General features: G+C 64.2%; 17 protein-coding genes. 13 read left to right on the forward strand and 4 right to left on the reverse strand.

The genetic code is table 11. The features are described 5' to 3' along the window. Positions 1-46 precede the first annotated feature (46 nt). The 7 genes from VN634_10360 to VN634_10390 all read left to right on the forward strand — a co-directional run bounded on the left by VN634_10360 (position 47) and on the right by VN634_10390 (position 7184). Positions 47-1882 (forward strand): FAD-dependent monooxygenase, encoded by a 1836-nt coding sequence (locus VN634_10360; protein HXC51275.1) that lies wholly within the window; start codon positions 47-49, stop codon positions 1880-1882. Further along, positions 1872-2381, forward strand: coding sequence for a MarR family transcriptional regulator (locus VN634_10365; GenBank protein ID HXC51276.1), 510 nt, complete (start codon positions 1872-1874; stop codon positions 2379-2381). The genes VN634_10360 and VN634_10365 overlap by 11 nt, the downstream gene beginning before the upstream one ends. Before the next feature lie 248 nt (positions 2382-2629). Further along, positions 2630-3868, forward strand: a complete 1239-nt coding sequence (locus VN634_10370; protein HXC51277.1) for a cytochrome P450 — start codon at positions 2630-2632, stop codon at positions 3866-3868. Positions 3869-3876: 8 nt separating this feature from the next. After that, positions 3877-4950: a hypothetical protein gene (locus tag VN634_10375; protein HXC51278.1), complete on the forward strand. Its 1074-nt coding sequence runs from the start codon at positions 3877-3879 to the stop codon at positions 4948-4950. Beyond that, the gene (locus VN634_10380; GenBank protein ID HXC51279.1) at positions 4947-5711 is read left to right on the forward strand and encodes an adenylate/guanylate cyclase domain-containing protein; all 765 of its coding nucleotides are present in this window, start codon (positions 4947-4949) and stop codon (positions 5709-5711) included. Before VN634_10375 ends, VN634_10380 begins: the two co-directional genes overlap by 4 nt. Positions 5712-5928: 217 nt before the next feature. Beyond that, positions 5929-6363: a VOC family protein gene (locus VN634_10385; GenBank protein HXC51280.1), complete on the forward strand. Its 435-nt coding sequence runs from the start codon at positions 5929-5931 to the stop codon at positions 6361-6363. Further along, entirely contained in the window at positions 6360-7184 is an 825-nt protein-coding gene (locus tag VN634_10390) for an SDR family oxidoreductase (protein ID HXC51281.1), read from the forward strand. Before VN634_10385 ends, VN634_10390 begins: the two co-directional genes overlap by 4 nt. Positions 7185-7437: 253 nt before the next feature. Here VN634_10390 and VN634_10395 read toward each other — a convergent pair whose 3' ends face one another. From VN634_10395 to ychF, 4 genes are all read right to left on the reverse strand, one after another. Beyond that, positions 7438-8853 (reverse strand): hypothetical protein, encoded by a 1416-nt coding sequence (locus tag VN634_10395; protein ID HXC51282.1) that lies wholly within the window; start codon positions 8851-8853, stop codon positions 7438-7440. Beyond that, positions 8850-9620, reverse strand: coding sequence for a hypothetical protein (locus VN634_10400; protein HXC51283.1), 771 nt, complete (start codon positions 9618-9620; stop codon positions 8850-8852). Before VN634_10400 ends, VN634_10395 begins: the two co-directional genes overlap by 4 nt. A 60-nt stretch (positions 9621-9680) precedes the next feature. Further along, entirely contained in the window at positions 9681-10316 is a 636-nt protein-coding gene (locus VN634_10405; protein HXC51284.1) for a hypothetical protein, read from the reverse strand. 220 nt (positions 10317-10536) lie between these two features. Further along, positions 10537-11637 carry a redox-regulated ATPase YchF gene (gene ychF / locus VN634_10410; GenBank protein ID HXC51285.1) on the reverse strand — a complete coding sequence of 367 codons (1101 nt, stop codon included), beginning with the start codon at positions 11635-11637 and terminating at the stop codon, positions 10537-10539. A 385-nt stretch (positions 11638-12022) separates the two neighbouring features. Here ychF and VN634_10415 point away from each other — a divergent pair, with 385 nt between their 5' ends. The 6 genes from VN634_10415 (at position 12023) to VN634_10440 (ending at position 20445) form a co-directional block, all read left to right on the forward strand. Next, positions 12023-12571: a DUF4440 domain-containing protein gene (locus VN634_10415; GenBank protein ID HXC51286.1), complete on the forward strand. Its 549-nt coding sequence runs from the start codon at positions 12023-12025 to the stop codon at positions 12569-12571. 101 nt (positions 12572-12672) lie between these two features. Beyond that, positions 12673-13845 carry an acyl-CoA dehydrogenase family protein gene (locus tag VN634_10420; GenBank protein HXC51287.1) on the forward strand — a complete coding sequence of 391 codons (1173 nt, stop codon included), beginning with the start codon at positions 12673-12675 and terminating at the stop codon, positions 13843-13845. Positions 13846-13887: 42 nt separating this feature from the next. Beyond that, positions 13888-14691 (forward strand): enoyl-CoA hydratase-related protein, encoded by an 804-nt coding sequence (locus tag VN634_10425; protein ID HXC51288.1) that lies wholly within the window; start codon positions 13888-13890, stop codon positions 14689-14691. 161 nt (positions 14692-14852) lie between these two features. Next, on the forward strand, positions 14853-16127 hold the full coding sequence (pfp, locus tag VN634_10430) for a diphosphate--fructose-6-phosphate 1-phosphotransferase (GenBank protein HXC51289.1): 1275 nt from the start codon (positions 14853-14855) through the stop codon (positions 16125-16127). Between the two features lie 59 nt (positions 16128-16186). Continuing rightward, positions 16187-17368 carry an efflux RND transporter periplasmic adaptor subunit gene (locus VN634_10435; protein HXC51290.1) on the forward strand — a complete coding sequence of 394 codons (1182 nt, stop codon included), beginning with the start codon at positions 16187-16189 and terminating at the stop codon, positions 17366-17368. Beyond that, positions 17365-20445 carry an efflux RND transporter permease subunit gene (locus tag VN634_10440; GenBank protein ID HXC51291.1) on the forward strand — a complete coding sequence of 1027 codons (3081 nt, stop codon included), beginning with the start codon at positions 17365-17367 and terminating at the stop codon, positions 20443-20445. Before VN634_10435 ends, VN634_10440 begins: the two co-directional genes overlap by 4 nt. Positions 20446-20480 lie beyond the last annotated feature (35 nt).

A 20480-nucleotide genomic window follows, 5' to 3' on the forward strand; every position in this document is an offset into this window, starting at 1 on the left:
ACACCGTCCCCCGGCTGCCGCGACCGGCGGCCCGGAGGTATCTTCCATGGCCCGTGACCTCGAAGTTCCCGTCCTCATCGTCGGCGGCGGCGGAGCCGGCCTGACTGCGTCGATGCTCCTTTCGCAACTCGGCGTGGAAACCTGGCTCGCAAGCTCCCTGCCGACCACGTCGAGCCTTCCGAAAGCGCACGTGCTCAACCAGCGCGCCATGGAAATCATGGGCGATGTCGGGCTGGCCGAAGAGATCTACGAACGTGGTACGCCGCCCGCCAACATGAAGGCCACCGCGTTCTACGCAGGCTTCGCCGGCCCCGGCGCCGATCATGGCCGCATGCTGATGAAGATGGACTGCTGGGGTGCCGGCTACACCGACATCGACTGGATGGCCGCAAGTCCGCGCCGGCAGTCGAATCTTCCGCAGATCCGTCTCGAGCCGATCCTCAAGCGTCGCGCGGAAGAGCTTGCCCCCGGGCGCGTTCATTTCCACCACGAAGTGACGAGCCTCGTGCAGGACGAACGCGGCGCTACCGCGACGATCCTCGACAGGAATGCCGGCAGCGAGTACCGCGTGCGCGCGCAGTACGTGCTCGCATGCGATGCGGGCCGCACGATCGGTCCGATGTGCGGCGTCGAGTTCGAAGGCGCGCGCGGCATCCAGAACGAAGTTTCGATTCATCTGTCCGCCGATCTGTCGAAGTGGGCCCGCGACGACGACGTGCTCATCCGCTGGATCTGGGTTCCCGAGCGCGGCGCGCTGGCCGTACTTGTGCCCATGGGGCCCGATCACTGGGGACCCGAATCCGAAGAGTGGGTCTTCCACATCAACTACGCCACCGACGATCCGCGCGCGCTCGATGATGCAAAAGTCATCGCCGACATGCGCGAAGCCCTCGGCATCGGCGATCACCCGGTCGACGTGCACAAGGTTTCGCGCTGGTCCATGGAAGGCGTCGTGGCGTCGAGCTTCCAGGTCGGCCGCGTGTTCATGGTCGGCGACGCGGCGCATCGCCATCCGCCGACCGGAGGTCTCGGCCTTACGAGCGGCATGCACGACGCGCACAATCTTTGCTGGAAACTGGCTGCCGTGCTGCGCGGTCACGCCGGCCCGCGGCTGCTCGAAAGCTACGAAGCCGAGCGCAAACCGGTCGACGCGCGCAACGTGCAGCGCTCGCTCGAGAACGCGTACAACCACATGGTGATCGGTGAAAAACTCGGCCTGATGGCCTCTGCTTCCGCGGAAGAAAACTGGGCGCGGCTCCGTCGCCTGTGGAGCGGCCGTCCCGAGGACGCTGCGCACCGCCGCGCGGTTCGAAATGCGATCGCCTCGCAGTCGATGGAGTTCCGCGAGCACGTCGTCGAATACGGCTACACGTACGATTCGACTGCCGTCGTGCCGGACGGCACTGCCGCGCGCGCAGCGCTGGACGACGTGCGTCTCTACGAGCCGAGCACGTGCCCCGGGCATCCGCTTCCGCATGCATGGATCGAGGACGACGAGGGGAGGCGGTTGTCCACGCTCGATCTCGTGCGTCCCGGCCGGTTCCTGCTCATTGCCGGCGAAGAAGGTGCGGAGTGGTGCGAAGCCGGCGAGGCACTTGGCGATGCGCACGGACTTCCGCTCGACGTGGTGCGCATCGGCCATCTCGACGGCGACCTGCTCGATGTCTGCTGCCACTGGCTGCGCCGGCGCGAGATCGCAGCGGGAGGCGCAGTGCTCGTGCGCCCCGATCGTTTCGTGGCGTGGCGCTCGCTCGGTGCTGCGAATGACGCGCTCGCCGAGCTGCGCGCCGCGTTTGCCGGGGTGCTCGATCGCACGCTCGACCATGCCATCGCGCCGCGGGCATACAGCGAGCTCGTGACGGAGATGCGCCATGCCGGCTAAGGCGAAACGCCTGCTCGAATCGCCTGCCGACAAGCTCGCGCGCGAGGCGTTCATCAATCTGTTCCTCGCGTCGGGCCGGCTGACTGCCGAAGTCGAGCAGCTGTGCCGTGAAGAGCAGATCACGATGTCGCATTTCACCGTGCTGTGGTTCCTTTCGCAGCGCGAGGAGCCGGAAGGTGTACCGATGGGAACGGTGATCGACGGCCATCTGAACCGCGCTTCGGATGCCACGCGCCTGGCCGATCGATTGACGTCTCTCGGCTATATCGAGCGCCTTGCGTCGCCTGCCGACCGCCGCGTCGTCCTGGTGCGAGTGACCGACGCCGGCCGCGACGTCTTCCTGCGGCTCACGCGCCGGATCCGCGCGCTCCACCGCGAGCAGTGGAAGGCGCTCAGCGCTAAAGAGCTGCGCGAGCTTCGACGCCTTCTCGTCAAGGTGATGTGGGGCGAGGACGCTTCGCGCGACAAGATGCATCCGCTTGCGGCCGGCGAGCGATAGTCGATGCCCGCGACCGCCCAGTCTCCATCGCGTTCACCATGCTCCCTTGCCTGCGCTGCCCTGCAGGCAGCCACGTCTCAAACCTCGCGTCGACGACAGTTTCGCGTGATGGGATTAGAGTTCGATGAGAAGCCGAGAAGAATCCGGTTTGCGATCGTCGTTTCGCGTTGGCGAAGGCCGGTCGCTATCGTCCCCGGGCGGTGCGGCGCTGACCAACAGGCCCCGCACGCGGACGAGGTACCCGAGCGATGTCCGAATCCGAGTTCGACCTGTCCACGATCGATATCTTCGGCGCCGACCACTACGTGGCCAACGGCTATCCGCACCGCGAGTGGAAGTACCTGCGCAGGCATTCTCCCGTGCACTGGTACGACGTGCGTTCCGACGTCGATCCGTTCTGGGTCATCACGAAGCATCGCGACGTGATCGAGCTTTCGAAGCAGCCCGAGATTTTCAAGATCGAGCCGCGCCTTGCGATGTTTCCGCGCCGCGAGGATCCGCCCACGAGGCCGCGCTCGCTGCTCAACATGGATCCGCCCGACCACGGCGAGTACCGGCGCGTGTCGGCCAAGCAGTTCACGCCGCGTACCGTGACGGGGCTCGCGCCGCACGTCGACGAGCTTACCTGCGAGACTCTCGACGCCGCCGCCGCGAAGGGGTCTGGCGATTTCGTTGCTGACATCTCCGCGCCGATCACGATCGGCGTGATCGCCGACATGCTCGGAGTTCCGCCGGCCGACCGGCCGCTGCTGTTTCGTTGGACCAACGAGGTGATCGCGCCCGAGGATCCGGAGTTCCAGACGGGCCGTCCGGGCGAGACGTTCGAGAAGGCACGCGTCGAGCTGTTCACGTACTTCAAGACGATGTCGGACGAGCGCCGGAAAACTCCCACCAGCGACATCGTCAGCACGGTCGCCAACGGCACCGTGCAGGGTGACCCGCTGCCCGACTTCGAGCTGCTGTCGTACTACTTCCTTCTGGTCGCCGCCGGCAACGAAACCACGCGCAACGCGATGACCGGAGGCATGATCGCGTTTCTCGAGAACCCGCATGAATGGGAGAAGCTGCGCAAGAACCCCGAGCTTCTCGACTCGGCCGTCGAGGAAATCGTGCGCTGGACGACGCCGGTCATCCAGTTCGCGCGCACTCCGACCCAGGACTACGTGCTGCGCGGCAAGACGATTCGCGCGGGCCAGCCGTGCTGCCTCGTGTATCCGTCCGCCAATCGCGACGAGGAAGTGTTTCCCGACGGCGACGTGTTCCGCATCGACCGCCATCCGAACGACCATGTCGGCTTCGGCCGCGGCGAGCACGTCTGCCTCGGCGCGCACCTCGCGCGCCTCGAGTTGCGTACCGCCTTCCGGCATCTGGCCGAGCGGCTCGAGCATGCCGAGCTGACGGGACCGGTCGATCGCGCACGCTCGTCGTTCGTCGGCGGCATCAAGCGCGCGCCGATGAAGTGGTCGATCCGCGAGCGGGCGGCCTGATCGCGGCGATGGACACGCTGACAGACGTCGAATGGGAGAGTTGCACCCTCGAGCCGCACGTCGATCCCGAGCTCGAACGCTGGGTCCGCAGGATGCTCGGCATCACTCCGCCCCCGACGCGCTACTTCAGCCGCTGCCCGTGGATCATGCGCGCGTTCGTGCGCTTCGACGAAAGCCTTCTGCCGCTCCAGCACATCGACCTGCAGACCGCGCGCTTCATCGCGCTCGTCGTCAGCCAGGACAACTCGTGCCGGTTCTGTTACGCCGCCAACCGGAGCGTGCTCAAGTTCATCGGCGTGCCCGACAACGTCGTCAGCGGCCTCGAGCAGGAGCTGCTCGTTGCATCCGACCCCGACCTCAAGGACGACCTCGCGTTCGCGCGCAGCGTGTCGCGAGCGGATCCGATTCCCGCGGACGAGTGCCGGAGACTCGTCTCCGCCGGGCGCGCTCGCGGCCGCATCCAGGAAATCGCGTTCGTCGCGGCCTGCCATACCTATTACAACCGGCTCGCGACGCTCCCTGCGCTCCCGCTGGTCGAAGTCGAACACCTGCTCGACGCGTGGTGGATGCGACTGCTGCGGCCGGCGATCGCATGGAAGATGCGACGTCCGTCGACCAGCCGCGTCGACGATTCGGCGCTCGACCTGGGCTCGACGCCGTTCCCCTACCTGATCGATGCCCTTCGTGATCTTTCGATCGCGAGGCCGTTTGCCGCGGTGCTGTCCGAAGCATGGCAGTCGCCGGCACTCAGCGAACGCACGCGCGCGCTGTGCTTTGCGGTCATTGCTCACGGTCTCGGAGCATCCGTCGCCGAACGCGAAGCGCACGCGCTGCTGGTCCGGGCCGGTATGGACGACGCGCAGGTGCAGTCGGCGCTGGCGAATCTGACGGCGCCCGGCATGAGCGATGCCGAAGTCGCCGTCGCACGCTTCGCGCGCGATACGATCCGGTACAAGCCCGCCCTCGTGCAGCGCAGCGCGCGCGCTCTGTGCGAGGTGCTGGCGCCGGAGCAGTACATCGACGTCATCGGGGTGACTTCGCTGGCGAACGCCGTGTGCCGGCTCGAGGTCGTGCTGGCGTGAGCGTCGTCGTCGCTGCGGCGATACTCCTTTTGGTTGCTGTCGGCGTCGCGTGGGCGCGCGAACGGCGCCTTCGCAGGCGACTGCGCGGCGCGCTCGACACGGCGACACGCGAGCTCGAGCGGCTGCAGGCTGCATTCTCTCGCTTCGCGCCGAGTGCCGTCGTCGATCGCATCGCCGCCGGAGACAAAGCACCGGACGCCGCGCGCAAGGACGTGACGATTCTGTTCGCCGACCTGGTCGGCTCGAGCGCACTGGCCGAACGAACCGACCCCGCGGTCCTCGTCGACGTGCTCAACGATTATTTCGCACGCGCGAGCCGGGTACTCGTGGCCCATCACGGCCACGTCTCCAAGTTCATCGGTGACGGTCTGCTCGCGCTGTTCGGCGCACACGAAGGCAACCCGTGGCAGGCCAACGACGCCGCCGATGCTGCGCTTGCGATGCGCGCCGAGCTGGCGAGCCTGAATCGCGAACTGGCTTCCCGCGGCTTTACTCCGCTTGCCGTCGGGATCGGGATTCATCGCGGCCCGGTCATCGCGGGAGTGATCGGCAACGATTATCTGACGGAGTTCACCGTGATCGGCTCGGCCGTCAATCTTGCGGCGAGGGTCGAGCACCTGACAAGGCAGCACGGCGTCGACATTCTCGTGACTGCGGAGATGCGCGACTGCCTCGATCCGCGCTTCGTCCTGCGCGAGATGCCGGCGACCGAGGTGCGGGGATTTCGCGAGCCGGTGGTCACGTATGCGCTCGAAGGCTGATCGCAGCGCATCCTGAAGAAGCAGCAGCCATGGAGGGCTACGAAGATGCCAACGTGTCGAGTTTGCGCAAGCACCAACGTCGATACCATCACTGAGGTCGGCGGCACCACCTTCTATCACTGCCTGGACTGCGATGAGACGTTCGGTGGCTGACCCGGGATCCGGCAGCCCACCGGCATCCGCGAGAGCAGGGAGCATCCCGCGCAAGGAGTCGGCCATGTTCAACCGTATCAGTCACATCGGAATCGTCGTGGCGAGTATCGAGCAGGCGCTGCTTGTCTGGCGTGACAGGCTCGGCTTCCGGCAGTGCGCCGAGGCGCACTTCAAGGAGGAGGGGATCCGCAGCGTCTTCCTCTCGTTGTCCGGCAATCTCGGCGAAATGAGCATCGAGCTCATGGAGCCCGTCGACCAGTCCGACATGACCAATCCCGTGGCGCGTCGTCTCGCCAGAAGCGGCGAGGGCTTCTATCACCTCGCGCTGGTCACGGACGACGTTGCCGCAAGCGGGCAGGCGCTGCGCGAGACCGGTCTTGCGATTCTCGAGCGGCCGCCGGTGGGCAATGCGGAGCAAGCGCGTTGGCTGATCAATCCCAAGGCGGCAAGCGGCGTGATGGTCGAGGGCATCGAGGAATGGAAGGAGAAAGGCTTGTGAGTACCCGAAGTCTCGACGGCCGCGTCGCGATCGTTACCGGCGCTGCGCAGGGCATCGGCCGAGCCACCGTGCTCAAGCTGGCATCCAGCGGAGCGGCGGTTCTGGCCAACGATCTGGACGCCGAGCGACTTGCCGGGCTGAAGTCCGACGTCGAGCAGGCCGGAGGACGCTGCGAAGTATTTCCGGGAGACGTGACAGCGACCGACTTCGGCGATCGCGCCGTCGCAAGCTGCCTCGAGTGTTTCGGCGAGCTGCACATCGTCGTCAACAATGCCGGGTACATCTGGAACTCGCGCATCGCGAGTCACACCGACGAGCAGTGGTACGCGATGATCGACGTGCACGCGACGGCGCCGTTCCGGCTGCTGCGTGCCGCCGGCCGTCACTTTCGCGAGATGTCCATGAGCGGGCAGTCCGTCCAGGCGCGCAAGGTGGTGAACGTATCGTCGATCTCCGGTCTGTTCGGTGAGGCGACGCAGTTCAGCTATTCGGCGGCCAAGTCGGCGCTGGTCGGAATGACAAGATCGCTCGCGAAGGACTGGGGGCGTTACAACGTGACGGTCAACTGCGTCGCGTTCGGATTCATCGAGACGCGCCTCACGCAGACGTTCGAGAAGGACATCCCGCAGATCGCGATCGGCGAGCGCAGCGTTAAGGTGGGAGTAGGCGCCGCGCAGGCGGAAGTGATGAAAGCGATTACGCCTCTCGGGCGCTCCGGGACCGTCGAGGAAGCCGCCGGGGCGATCTATCTGTTCTGTCTGCCGGAATCGGATTTCATCAGCGGAGAGACGGTCGTTGCGTCGGGCGGACTACGTATGTGACGAGGGCAGCGTCTTCGCGCCGCATCGCCGGGATTGCTAGAGTTGAAAACGAATCGCCGGGGTTATTCTGCAAGCTCAATATCCCATGACGCGACGGCTCAGCGAATATTGAGGTTTGTACCCGAATCAGCGTGAAAAACTTTCCGACCTCCTTAGCAATGTAGCTTGTCCCGAAAGTGCACACTCGGAACATTTTCTTGATTGGGATCTCGTTCTATTGGATTCAGCAGGTGGTCCGTCATTAGGCGCGTGTTTACTCGGCATCTGGCTGTTCCCAGGCAAGTCCCGCAGGACAATCCGGTGTCCAGACGTTGGTATCCTCCCAAACTAAACAATCGAGAGTAACTTCAACTTCGCAGTTCCAGTGATCGTCGTAGTTATAGTGATGCGAATCGACGATTTTTGTTCTTAAGGTCGTATAGTTTGGTGTACCGAGGTCGCTACGGCAGGATGCGCCAAGGCTTTTCAGCTTTTCAGTCTTTGCATGAATCTCGCAATATCCCTCGCTGTAAGCGTCGTGGATGTATTCCGTGTCGGAATATTCCTTCTTCTGCTTTTCTTTCTTGGTGGTCCAATGCCCTTTGCGGCATATCAGTGAGATCGGAAGTTTAGTGACCTCCCCGGCGACGATAGTGAAGTCCTTAGAACGCTCCGGAACGGCAAAATCTTTTTCGAGCGAAACGATCGAATGAGATCCCGCCGGCAACTCGAAGTCCGTTTCGGAACTATCCAACGTCGCTGTCAGCGTTCCTATCTTCAAGCGAACGCCATTCGGTCTCCCCGATAGACGTAGAACGCCTCTCTCGCCGTTCTTGAGTTCGAGTATTCGGAGACGAGATGTTGCCAGCTTTCGGACTTCATCGTCCGTCGAAACGTACGGTAGGTCCAATGAGTACTGCTCGAGAAACTCCTTCCACAATGCGGCTTCACCAGCTGTAGTGAGATCCGATGCCTTATCGATCGTCGTTGTTAGCTCATCGTACCGGGCCCGCATCTGCTCCGCGACTTGTTGTTGTTTCGCAAGAGAATCTGCCGCGTTATTGTTCGTCTTCAGGGAATCCCACAGGCGTCCCAGAAACCTGTTTACAAAATCCTGTCTAAGAACAGTCCCGACGTACTCGCCGTCGTGAGCCGCTACTGTGACCAATAACCCGGCGAGCGAATCTTTAATCCACAACGGGCTTCCGCTTTGGCCTTCTAACAGCTGTGTGCCTGCGTGGGCCGGAACGATCTCAATCTCGAGGTCTCCTACGCGCTTTACGAGAACCGGAATATTGGTAACCGTACCATCCGAGCCCATAGTACGCAGGGTTCCGCTGTCCTGACGAAGGGTCTGCGGTACCGAGCTGCCGTCTTGCCAACTTGAGTCGGAACACGGAGTTGAGTTCGTGGCTGAGACGACTCCTATGTCATAAGGAGGCGGCTCGCTTTTCAATACCGTACCCTCAACGACACCGGATGGCGTGGTAAGTTTCACTTTTCCGCCGATCGGCCCGACAACGTGTCCGGCAGAAATCACGTAGCAAACGTTACCGACGGGGCGGCTGATTCCCTGACCATAGACTTGGCCAATTTCGTCGTCGACTCGCTGAATGAAAACATCGGAAGCGAGCGCGCCGCGAGACAGCAGCAGTAGCCCCAGTATGGAAAATACATGCTTACGGATCATGAGTTGCTATCTTTTTTCCACCAAGTCGCCCATCCCAGGAGCGCAACTGTCGCGGCCCAGAAACTTCTCAGGACAGGATCGTTGGCAATTCGGTCGAGTAGGGACCCCTGTACCGCGTAGCCCTGCGAGCCGAAGCGCTTGATTCGCGCTTCTCCACCGGCCGTACTGTAAGACGCATTCAATCCTGGACGCTCGTCAACGAATATGAGGCCGAAACTTGGTCCACTCGCGTCGTCGATCTCGACATCCTCGCCCGGATCCAAGTCTACGCTGGTGGACTCGAACCGAGAGCGACCGACAAGTGTCGGGCAAAGAAGTGAAAGCTTTCCTTCTTTTAGCAGAGGGGATGAGCCTCCGTAGGAGGTTTGAGAACCCAATTTGATTTGTCCGACGACTGGGAAAACGAAGCTCTCATTCGATCGAGTTAGGATCGCTTCATCGACGCGCACTACGATTTCAGGTGGCAGCCGATCGACGGTCGAGTTTTCGTCAAACTTCTCTCCAACGCTACTTTCCGTTCCGGTACACCGCGCCCGAATCATCAGCGGTCCGTGACCGATCCGGTTTACGAGTATTTCTACATCAGGACGAAACTGGATAGGGCCGGTGAAAATTTCCTCATTTCCCTCATAGTCGGAAATTACGGCGTTCGAAAAGTTCCATAACGGGAAGAGCGTCTGAGCCGTTTGAATCGTCAGGCTCTCTGTTTCCGCTTTGATTTTGAACGTCAATGGAATTGGCCAGAGAGTCGCAAGCATGGCAGCCAAGACGCATCCTACGAACGTCAGATTCCACCATCGCGAGTATTTCTGACGTCGCTTCACCATCTAGGGGATAACCACCTCCGCAACCGTAGGGACAAGCTTCTTGCCGAATGAATACGGTTGAACCTTGACGCGGATCGAAGATGTTTTGGGCAGCATCGGCAGTTGGCAGAGAGTGTTGTATGAGACGAAAGTACCATTCTGAAGGCGCGTGCAGCGGTAATCGCGCGACGCATCGGCGAGGTTTGTTACTTTCACATCATCAGCCTGCCCCGGATTGATCAACAGAAGCAGTGTTTTCGGTTCTTCTCTCGGCCTCTGCCAACCTATAGTTGCTAAGCGTCGCGATGGCTCACCGGTACTGCCGGAATGGCAGTTTAGCTCCGCAAGCAAAGCCAACTCCGAGGCGCGAAGCGTTGCCAGCCATGCGGAGTGTTTCGTCGGGAAGCTCAGGGTGACCTCGCGGGAAGTAACGCCCGTCAGATCGTACTCGAGTTGAGCGTTGTATCGACCGTCACTTGAGCGTACGTGCACGCAAGTCATCTCCCAGTTGCCGGATGGAAGACGCAACGTCAGTTCATGAATCCGGACGTTGGATTCAAGGTCGTCGACAAAGGTCATTCCGACTAATGGACTCTGACCGTTCACCCCGACGCGTTCCGGTAGAGAATCCGGCTCATTGAATGCCGTTGGCGCCAACGGTTGATCCTCTGCGAAGGCCGTACATATTGAGTTCGCTGCGATTATGCAGATGAAAATCGGGTAACGGAATGAGCGCGTCTGCCGAATGGTAGCGAAAAATGCCATGACAGACGGCTACCGCCGTTCCACAGTTGACGCAATAGATTCGTTCCCACCGAAGTTCGATGAAATATCTTGTAAGCGTCACACACCATGGCGCCTTGCACGCGGCTCAGGCTCAGACGTTGAACCGGAAATGCATCACGTCCCCATCCGCAACCACGTAGTCCTTGCCTTCGACGCGAAACACCCCCGCTGACCGGCAACCCGCTTCGCCCTTGTTCGCAACATAGTCGCGAAACGCGATCACTTCCGCGCGGATGAACCCTTTCTCGAAGTCGGTGTGAATGACCGACGCCGCTTTCGGCGCCTTCCATCCTTTCTCGATCGTCCACGCGCGGACTTCCTTCGGCCCGGCCGTGAAGTAACTGACGAGCCCGAGGATCGAGTAGCCTTCGCGGATCACCTGCTCGATTCCGCTTTCGCTGACGCCGTACGACGCGAGGAACTCGGCGCGCTCGGCGTCGTCCATGCCGACGAGCTCGGCTTCGACCTTGGCGGAAATCTTGATCACGTGTGCCTTGCGCGGCGCGGCCCAGGCTCGAAGCGCCGTCACGTGGGCGTTGTCCTCGGCGAGCGAATCCTCGTCGACGTTGGCGCAGTAGATGATCGGCTTGGCAGTGATCAGGTGGACCTCGGTGAAAACCTCGGCGCCGACCGGCGTTTCGCGCTCGGCAAATGCGACGGCCGGCTTGCCGCCGCTGATGTGCTCGAGGAGGCGCTTCGCGCACTCGAGCTGCGCGGCGGCTTCCTTGTCGCCTTTGGCCTTGCGCGTAAGGCGCTCGATGCGGTTCTCGACGGCCTGGATATCGGCAAGCGCGAGCTCGGTCTCGATCACCTCGACGTCGCGGACCGGATCGATGACGCCGTCGACGTGCACGACGTCGGGGTCGTCGAAGCAGCGCACCACGTGAACGATGGCCGAGGTCTCGCGGATGTGCGCGAGGAACTGGTTGCCGAGCCCTTCGCCGGTGCTCGCGCCACGCACCAGCCCGGCGATGTCGACGAACTCGACGGTCGCCGCCAGCACGCGCTCCGGATCGACGATCCGGGCGAGCTCGGCAAGCCGGGAGTCGGGGACGGGTACCACGGCCTTGTTCGGCTCGATGGTACAGAACGGATAATTCGCCGCCTCCGCGTTCTGCGCCTTGGTCAGCGCGTTGAACAGCGTGGATTTTCCGACGTTGGGCAGACCGACGATTCCAATACTGAGGGCCACATGTTCTCCGGAGCCGGCTTGGTTAGCCCTTCCTGTGCGCGCGGGCAAAAAACCGGTCCGCGAAGACGGGGGACAGGCACTTCGATCGCGTGCCGCGACGACGCGACTACGGCGGAAAATCCAGCGTTTTTCGGACGGTTCTGCACATCGAATCTACGCTGTGGAAGTCTTCAATTTGGCCGCGCGGTCAGAGCCGGGGCCTGCGTGGCAGCAAGCCGCTGCACAAAGCGCCGAATCCTGCCGGATGGCGGCGCAGATGCCCCGCAGAGTCCCCGGATCCCCTTTCTGGCAGTGCCGGTGCCGGTTACCATCCTGTTAGCGAATCGCACGACGCACGGTCTTCGGGGGCGGAGGCCGTCGGGCGACAAGTGGGAGTCCGAACGCAATGCTCAGAACCTGGTGTCTCAGCGCGGCAGCGTTGGCACTGCTCGTCGTCGGAGCAGTCAGCGCCGAGTCCGACCCCGAAAAGGTCGCGCTGTCGATGCCTGCGCCCGCACTGGTCAACGGCCCGGCGGCCTCGGCCGCGGACGCCGCCAAGGTCCGGTTCGCCATCGAGAAGGCCAACGCCCAGTGGCTGGCCGCCTTCCAGCAGAATGACGCGACCGCACTTGCCCGGATCTACGCCGACGACGCCACGCTGTTTCCGCCTTCCAACGTCGGCCTCGAAGGCCGCGACAGCATCGTCGAGTACTTCCAGGCGCAGCGGAAGGCGGGCATGGGCGATGCGACCCTGAAAACACTCGACGTCGTCTGCGTGGGCGACGTCGCCTACGAAGTCGGAACCTACGGCTTCCGCTTCGGGTCGAGTGCCGCAGCCGATGCAGGTCGCTACTTCGCGATCTGGAAAGGGCTTCCGGACGGAAGCTGGCACTACCAGGTCGGCATCTGGAGCAGCAACCGCGACGTTGCCGTCGAGGCGACCGACCGCCGCTGATTCTTCGCTTCGCTCGTGGCCCGCCGGCCAGTAACGCTTCGCTCGCTGCCTCGCTTTCCTCTATGCTCCGCCGCTCGCGCGCCGCGCGACACCACTCCGAGATGACAAGCGCCCCGGTCCCTTCGTCGCCGCTCGATGCGGCGCGCTCGCTCTACACGACTTTGTCGGACGCATCTCCGCGCATCGAAGCCGAGCGGCGACTTCCGCCCGACATCGTCGCTGCGCTCAAGGCGTCGCGGCTGTTCCGGCTGTGCGTGCCCGAGCGTTACGCCGGGCTCGAAGCATCGCCGGCCACGCTGGTCGAGTGCGTTGCCGAGCTCGCGCGCGCCGACGGATCGGCCGGATGGTGCGTTGCCATCGGCGCGACCAGCGGGCTGCTCGGCGGCTACCTTCCCGATGCCGATGCGAAAGAAGTCTATGCGAGCGATCCCGACAGCGTCGCCGGCGGCGTGTTCGCGCCGAAAGGAAAAGCCGTCGCGGAAGGCGAATCGTACCGCGTGCGCGGCCGCTGGGCGTTTGCGAGCGGGATCCAGCACTGTTCGTGGCTGATGGGCGGCTGCGTCGTGTTCGAAGACGGCAAGCCGCTGACGCTGCCCGGCGGTCTTCCCGATTCGCGCCTCGTCGTCTATCCGGCGGCCGAAGCCGTCGTGCACGACACCTGGTCGGTCTCCGGTCTCTGCGGGACCGGAAGTCACGACATGGAAGTGAGCGACGTGCTCGTGCCGCGGACGCGCTCGGTTTCGCTGATGTCCGACCGTCCGCGGATCGAATCGGCACTGTACAAGTTCCCGGTATTCGGCTGCCTGGCGATCGGCATTGCGGCGGTTTCGCTCGGGCTCGCGCGCCGCGCGATCGACGAGCTCGTCGAGCTTGCCGGCGGCAAGACTCCTGCCGCGAGCCGAAGGACCCTCGCCGAGCGCGGCTACGTGCAGATGCAGATCGCCGAGGCCGAGGCTGCGCAGCGAAGCGCACGCGCGTTCCTGCTGGATACGATCGGTGAGATTTACGAGCACGCCTCGCGCGGCAACGACATCGAGCTCCGGCAGCGCGCGCTCCTGCGGCTGGCGGCGACGCATACCGTGACGCTCTCCAAGCGCGCGGTCGACGCGATGTACGACGCCGGCGGCGGCTCGTCGATCTACCGCTCGTCGCCGCTGCAGCGCTGCTTCCGCGACGTGCACACCGCATCGCAGCACATGATCATCTCGTCGTCGACCCTCGAGCTTGCCGGCCGCGTTTTCGCCGGCCTCGAAACCGACGCGTGGCAGCTGTGAAAATCGGGGTCATACCCCGATTCTTTTGCCGGAGGCGCTCCGTTGCACGACATCACCAGGTCCCACTTCGAGACGATTCGCTTCGAGCGCAACGGCGACGTGCTGGTCGCGACCATCGACCGCAAGGACAGCGACCTCAATGCCGTCAATGACGTTCTTCACGAAGACCTGACCAGGCTCTTCCGCGAGCTCCGGCAGGAAACGATCGCGCGCGCCGTGCTGCTGACCGGACGCGGAAAGGCATTCAGCGCCGGCGGCGACTTCGCATGGTTTCCGCAGTTGCAGGAGCCCGGGCGCATGGATGCGCTGCGGCGCGATGCAAAGCAGCTCATCTGGGACCTGCTCGACGTGGAGATCCCGATCGTTGCGGCGGTCAACGGCCACGCGATGGGGCTCGGCGCGTCGATCGCACTGCTTTGCGACGTGATCTTCATGGCCGACACGGCGACCATCGGCGATCCGCACGTGCGCGTCGGCATCGTGGCCGGCGACGGCGGCACGGCGATCTGGCCGCTCGCGGTCGGACCGGCGCTCGCCAAGCAGTATCTGCTCACGGGTGATCCGGTCAGCGCCGAGGACGCGCAGCGCATGGGCCTCGTCAACCGCGTGCTTCCTGCGGCGGAGCTGCTCGACGGAGCGATGGCGTTTGCCCGAAGGCTTGCAGCCGGCGCGCCGCTCGCCGTCCGTTACACCAAGATCGCAGTGAACAAGCTCATCAAGGACGCGCTAAACATCTCATTTGACACGTCGACCGCACTCGAGATCGTCACGTTCCAGAGCGAGGATCACGCCGAAGCGCTCGCCGCGCTTCGCGAGAAGCGAAAGCCCGTCTTCCACGGCCGCTAGCCGCCGGCGCAACGAATGGCGGGACCGGCGGCGCGACCGCCCGAAATCGGTGTCTGTCCCCGATTACACGAAATCAGTGTCTGTCCCCGATTTCGGCGTGATTCGCGGGGCAAAATTGTACCTGTGACCGATTCGGCAATAATGCGCGGAATCTCGAAGCAATGAGCGGCAAACTGGCAATACTGGTCGGCGGCGGGCCCGCACCGGGCATCAACTGCGTGATCGGCGCGGCGACGATCCGCGCACGCCTCTCCGGGGTCGAGGTTCTCGGCATCCGCGATGGTTTCGAGCACATCATGGCGGGCGATACGTCGATGGTGGTGCCGCTCGAGATCGAGGAAGTCAGCCGCATTCATTTTCGCGGCGGCTCGATCCTCGGCATCGCCAGGGCCAATCCCACCAAGGACCCGGCGCTGCTCGAGACCACGGTCCGTTCTCTTCTCAGCCTCGGCGTCGACAAGCTGCTGACGATCGGCGGCGACGACACCGCGTTCTCGGCGCTGCGCATCGAAGCGGCCGCGGCCGGCCGCCTGCGCGTCGCGCACGTGCCGAAGACCATCGACAACGATCTCGACCTTCCGCCCGACATCGACACGTTCGGATTCCAGACCGCGCGCGCCGTCGGCGCCGAGCTCGTCAAGAACCTGATGGTCGACGCGTACACGACGCATCGCTGGTACTTCGTGATCGCCATGGGGCGCAAGGCCGGCCACCTCGCGCTCGGCATCGGCAAGGCCGCCGGCGCGACGCTGACGCTGGTCCCCGAAGAATTCGGCGCCGGTACGTTCCCGCTGTCGATGCTCGTCGACACGCTCGCCGGTGCGATCATCAAGCGAAGCGCGGCCGGGCGCCAGCACGGCGTTGCGGTGATCGCCGAAGGCGTCGTGCTCAGCGTACGGCCTCAGGATCTGGCCGATCTCGACGATGTCGAGCGCGACGAGCACGGGCACGTGCGCATCGCGGAAGTCGACATCGGCGATCTGCTGAAGGTCGCGGTGCGCGAGCGGCTGACGAAGCTCGGCGTCAAGACGACGATCGTCTCGAAGGACATCGGCTACGAGCTGCGCTGCGCGGATCCGGTGCCGTACGACATGGAATACACGCGCGACCTCGGCTACTGCGGCGCCAAATTTCTGCTCGACGGCGGCAACGCGGCGATGGTCTCGATGCAGGGAGGCAACTTCGTTGCGGTGCCGTTCGAGTCGATGCTCGATGCGAAGACAGGGCGCGCGAGGGTGCGCCTTGTGAACATTTCTTCCACGCGATACGCGATCGCGCGGCGATACATGATCCGGCTGCGCGCAGACGATTTCAGCGACGAAGCCAGCGTCGCGTCGCTGGCCGCAGTCGCCAGCCTGAGCCCGGCCGAGTTCCGGCAGCAGTTCGGCTATCTCGTCGACTCCGAGCCCGAAGGGCTGCGCGTGGTGAACAGTTGAGCGCGATCGTTGGCCCGAGCGCGATCCTTCGACCTGAAGCAGAACCCCACATGTCGAGCTTGCGAAGACTCCTAGCCGCCGGGCTGCTCATTCCGCTTCTTGCCGAAGCGGGATGCTCGCGCTCGTCGGCGCCGGAAGCTCCGGTGCGGCCGCCGGTGCTCGTCAAGGTCGCTCCCGCCGAGCGGCGCGACGTGCCGTTCATCGTTCGCGCCCCGGGGCTCGTGGTCGCGAGCGAGACCGTCGAGGTTCACGCGCGCGTCGATTCGCAGGTCATGGCAGTGCACTTTCGCGAAGGCGACATGGTGCACGCCGGCCAGCTCCTGTTCACGCTCGACGACCGTACGATGATGGCCGATCTTCGCCGCCAGGAAGCCACGCTCGCTACCGCGCAGGCCGAGCTCGAGAACGCCCGCCGCCAGTACGACCGCGCGCGCAAGCTTGCGGCCGGCGGCTTCGAATCGACCGCCGAGCTCGACAAGGCGCGCGCAGATTTCGAGTCGAACGAAGCGCGCGCCGGCGCAACCCGTGCCGAGATCGAGCGTCTGCACGTGCTGCTCGGCTACACCAAGATCACGGCGGCGATCGACGGGCGCGTCGGATCGATCACGGCAACCGTCGGCAACACGGTCAAGGCCAACGACGCAGGCACGCCGCTGGTCGTGATCAACCAGGTCTCGCCGATCCGCGTGCAGATCGGTCTTCCGCAGCAGGCGCTCGCGCCGCTTCGCGAGCTCATGGCAAAAAGCGAGGTGCCGGTGCGCGTGATCCGCGACGGCATCGAGCTGGCCGACAAAGGCCGGATCGAATTCGTCGACAACTCGATCAACCGCACGACGGCAACGTTCGAGTGCCGCGCCGAGTTTGCGAACAAGGACGAGGCGCTGTGGCCCGGCATGATCGTCGAGATCGTGATCCAGCTCGGCGAGGACACCGGCGTGATCGCGGTTCCGGAGATCGCCGTCCAGCACACGGCCGGAGGCGACTTCGTCTTCACTGTCGTCGACTCGAAGGCGGTACGCCGCCCGGTCACGGTACGCCGCTATGGTGATGGCGTCGCCGTTGTGACCGACGGTCTCCAGGGCGGCGAGCAGGTGGTCACCGACGGCATGCTCTCGCTGTCCGAAGGAAGCCCGGTCGACGTACCCGACCAGAACGCTGCCAAGGCAACGCCCGACGGCGCCGGATCCAAGCCAGCGCCGGACGGCGCCAGGCCGGCGCCCGGCGAACCCGCAAAGAAATGACGCTGTCGGATTTCTGCATCCGGCGGCCGGTCTTCACGATCCTGCTGATGGCTGCGCTTCTGGTCGGCGGGCTTGCCGGCTACCGCACGCTCGCGGTCAGCGCGCTTCCGAAAGTCGACTTTCCGACGATCTCGGTGACGGCCAACCTCTCGGGCGCAAGCCCGGAGACGATGGCGTCCGCGGTGGCGACACCGCTCGAGCGCCAGTTCTCGACGATCGCCGGCGTCACGTCGATGACGTCGACGAGCTTCCTCGGACGCACCGAGATCACGATCCAGTTCGACCTCGACCGCAATCTGGACGGCGCGGCGCTCGACGTGCAGTCGGCGATTTCGGCGACGCTGCGGCGCCTGCCGCCGCAGATGACGTCGCCGCCGTCATTCCAGAAGGTCAACCCGGCCGACCAGCCGGTGCTGTTCGTCGCGCTCTCCTCTGACTCGCTGCCGCTGTCGCAGGTCAACGAAGTGGCCGACACGATGCTCGCGCAGCGCATCTCGACGCTGTCGGGCGTCGCGCAGGTCATCATCTTCGGTACCCAGAAGTACGCGGTGCGGGTGCGCGCAGACGCCAACCGGCTGCTGTCGATGGGCCTCAGCTTCGACGATCTGCGGCGTGCGATCGCGGCGGCGGCATCGAACGCGCCGGTCGGGGTCATCAGCGGCGAGAAGCAGCTGTTCAACATCGACATCACCAACTCGCCGAGCAATGCGGCGACCTTCGGCGACGTGATCGTGGCCTGGCGCGAGGGCTCACCGCTGCGGCTGCGCGACGTGGCCACCGTGACCGATTCGGTAGAGGACGACCGCTCGATCGGCCGCATGAACGGCCTGCCGGCGATCGTCATCGCGATCCAGCGCCAGCCGGATGCGAACACGATCTCGGTCGTGCGCTCTGTCCAGAAGCTGCTGGAGCGGGTCAAAGGCGACATTCCCGCGTCGATCCGGATGACCGAGATGCTCGACCGGTCGGTTTCGGTCGAGACGGCCGTGCACGACGTCCAGTTCACGCTCGGCCTGACAATCCTGCTCGTGATCGGCGTGATCTACGCGTTCCTGCGCGATCTTCGCGCCACGCTGATCTCGGCGATCGCCGTGCCGCTGTGCATCGTCGGCACGTGGGGCGGCATGAGCCTGCTCGGGTTCAGCATCAACAACGTTTCGCTGCTCGCGCTGACGCTCTGCGTGGGCTTCGTCGTCGACGATGCGATCGTGATGCTCGAGAACGTCGTGCGCCACATGGAGGGCGGGCTGCCGGCCAAGGAGGCCGCGTTCCGCGGCGCGCGCGAAATCCAGTTCACGATCCTTTCGATCACGTTCTCGCTGGTCGCCGTCTTCATCCCGATCCTGTTCATGGGCGGCGTCGTCGGACGCATCTTCCACGAGTTCGCGGTGACGATCAGCATGGCCATCCTGATCTCGGCGTTCGTCGCGCTTACGCTGACGCCGATGCTCTGCAGCCGCATGCTCAAGGCAGCTCCCGAAGGCGCCGACCACGGCCATGCCGCCGCCAACGTCGGTGGTTTCCGCGCACTGACCAATCTCTACGCGCGCACGCTCGACTGGTCGCTCGCGCACCGGCGCATCATGCTCGGCGTCACGCTCGCGACGCTCGGGCTCAGCATCTGGGGATTCGGCGCGGCGCCGAAAGGTTTCTTTCCGCTCGAAGACATCGGTTTCATCTTCGGCCAGACCGAGGCCGCGCAGGACATCTCGTTCGACGCGATGGTGGCCAAGCAGGAGCGCATCAGCGACATCATCCGCGCCGACCCTGCCATCGACAACATGTTCTTCGGCATCGGCGGCGGCCGCGGCTCGAGCAATGCGGCGCGCATGTTCCTCGGACTTAAGCCGGTCGGCCAGCGCGACTCGATCTTCGTGGTGATCGGGCGGCTGCGAAAAGCCGTCAGCGAAGTCGAAGGCATCAACGTGTTCCTGCAGCCGGTGCAGAACCTCTCGGTCGGCACGCGCCTGACCAAGAGCATGTACCAGTACACGCTCCAGTCGACGGATTTTCCGCTGTTGTCGGTGTGGTCCGAAAAGCTGCGTGAGGCGATGGTCGCCGACACCCGATTCCGCGACGTGACATCCGACCTTCAGCTGAAGAGCCTCAAGGCGCGCGTCGAGATCGACCGCGCGAAGGCTGCGGCTGCCGGAATCACCGATGACGACGTGCGGCGAGCGCTCTACGCGTCGTTCGGCGACGCGCAGGTGGCGACGCTGTACACGCCGGCCAACCAGTATGCCGTCATCGTCGAGCGAAGCGGCGGCAAGGAGCTCACGCCGGAGGCGCTCGCGAGCACGCCGGTCCAGGGCACCGGGCCGGTCTCGGTGTCGCTCTCGTCGATCGCCGAGGTCACGCGCGGCATCGGCCCGTTGTCGGTCAATCATCAGGGACAGATGCCGTCGGTGACGGTCTCTTTCGATCTCAACGGCGGCGCGGCACTGAGCGACGCGGTCAAGGCGATCAACCAGATCTCCCGGAACATCGGGCTGCCGGCGTCGATCAGCGGCGGGTTTGCCGGGTCGGCGCAGGTCTTCGAGGATTCGGCGAGAGGGCAGGGCGCTCTGGTGCTGCTGGCGATCGTCGTCATCTACATCATCCTCGGAATGCTCTACGAGAGCTTCATTCACCCGATCACGATCCTGTCGGGACTTCCGTCGGCGGGCATCGGCGCGCTGCTCGCACTGCGGCTGATGAGCATGGACCTGAGCGTCATTGCGTTCGTCGGCGTGATCCTGCTGATCGGCATCGTCAAGAAGAACGCGATCATGATGGTCGACTTCGCAATCCAGTCGCGCGCCGAGGGTAACGACCCGCTGACCGCGATCCGCACCGCGTGCCTGCTGCGCTTCCGCCCGATCATGATGACGACGATGGCGGCGTTCTTCGGCACGCTTCCGATCGCGCTCGGCATCGGCGCCGGCGCCGAGCTTCGCCAGCCGCTCGGTGTCGCGGTGGTCGGCGGACTGGTCGTCTCGCAGTTCCTGACCCTTTACATCACACCGGTCGTCTACCTGTACCTCGAGCGCTGGTCGCGCACGTCGCGGCAGGTCGTGGTTCCGATCTCGCCGGCATAGGCGGGGCGGTGGAGTCGAGGGCGGGCGTGTTTAAG

The organism is Candidatus Limnocylindrales bacterium (genome assembly GCA_035571835.1).
Taxonomy (GTDB): domain Bacteria; phylum Desulfobacterota; class Binatia; order UBA1149; family CAITLU01; genus DATNBU01.

What these genes read in the sequence shown, in the direction of transcription:
- VN634_10360 (HXC51275.1), top strand. Translation starts at nt 47, where the DNA reads ATGGCCCGTGACCTCGAAGTTCCCGTCCTCATCGTCGGCGGCGGCGGA.
- VN634_10365 (HXC51276.1), top strand. Translation starts at nt 1,872, where the DNA reads ATGCCGGCTAAGGCGAAACGCCTGCTCGAATCGCCTGCCGACAAGCTC.
- VN634_10370 (HXC51277.1), top strand. Translation starts at nt 2,630, where the DNA reads ATGTCCGAATCCGAGTTCGACCTGTCCACGATCGATATCTTCGGCGCC.
- VN634_10375 (HXC51278.1), top strand. Translation starts at nt 3,877, where the DNA reads ATGGACACGCTGACAGACGTCGAATGGGAGAGTTGCACCCTCGAGCCG.
- VN634_10385 (HXC51280.1), top strand. Translation starts at nt 5,929, where the DNA reads ATGTTCAACCGTATCAGTCACATCGGAATCGTCGTGGCGAGTATCGAG.
- VN634_10395 (HXC51282.1), bottom strand. Translation starts at nt 8,853, where the DNA reads ATGATCCGTAAGCATGTATTTTCCATACTGGGGCTACTGCTGCTGTCT.
- VN634_10415 (HXC51286.1), top strand. Translation starts at nt 12,023, where the DNA reads ATGCTCAGAACCTGGTGTCTCAGCGCGGCAGCGTTGGCACTGCTCGTC.
- VN634_10420 (HXC51287.1), top strand. Translation starts at nt 12,673, where the DNA reads ATGACAAGCGCCCCGGTCCCTTCGTCGCCGCTCGATGCGGCGCGCTCG.
- pfp (HXC51289.1), top strand. Translation starts at nt 14,853, where the DNA reads ATGAGCGGCAAACTGGCAATACTGGTCGGCGGCGGGCCCGCACCGGGC.
- VN634_10440 (HXC51291.1), top strand. Translation starts at nt 17,365, where the DNA reads ATGACGCTGTCGGATTTCTGCATCCGGCGGCCGGTCTTCACGATCCTG.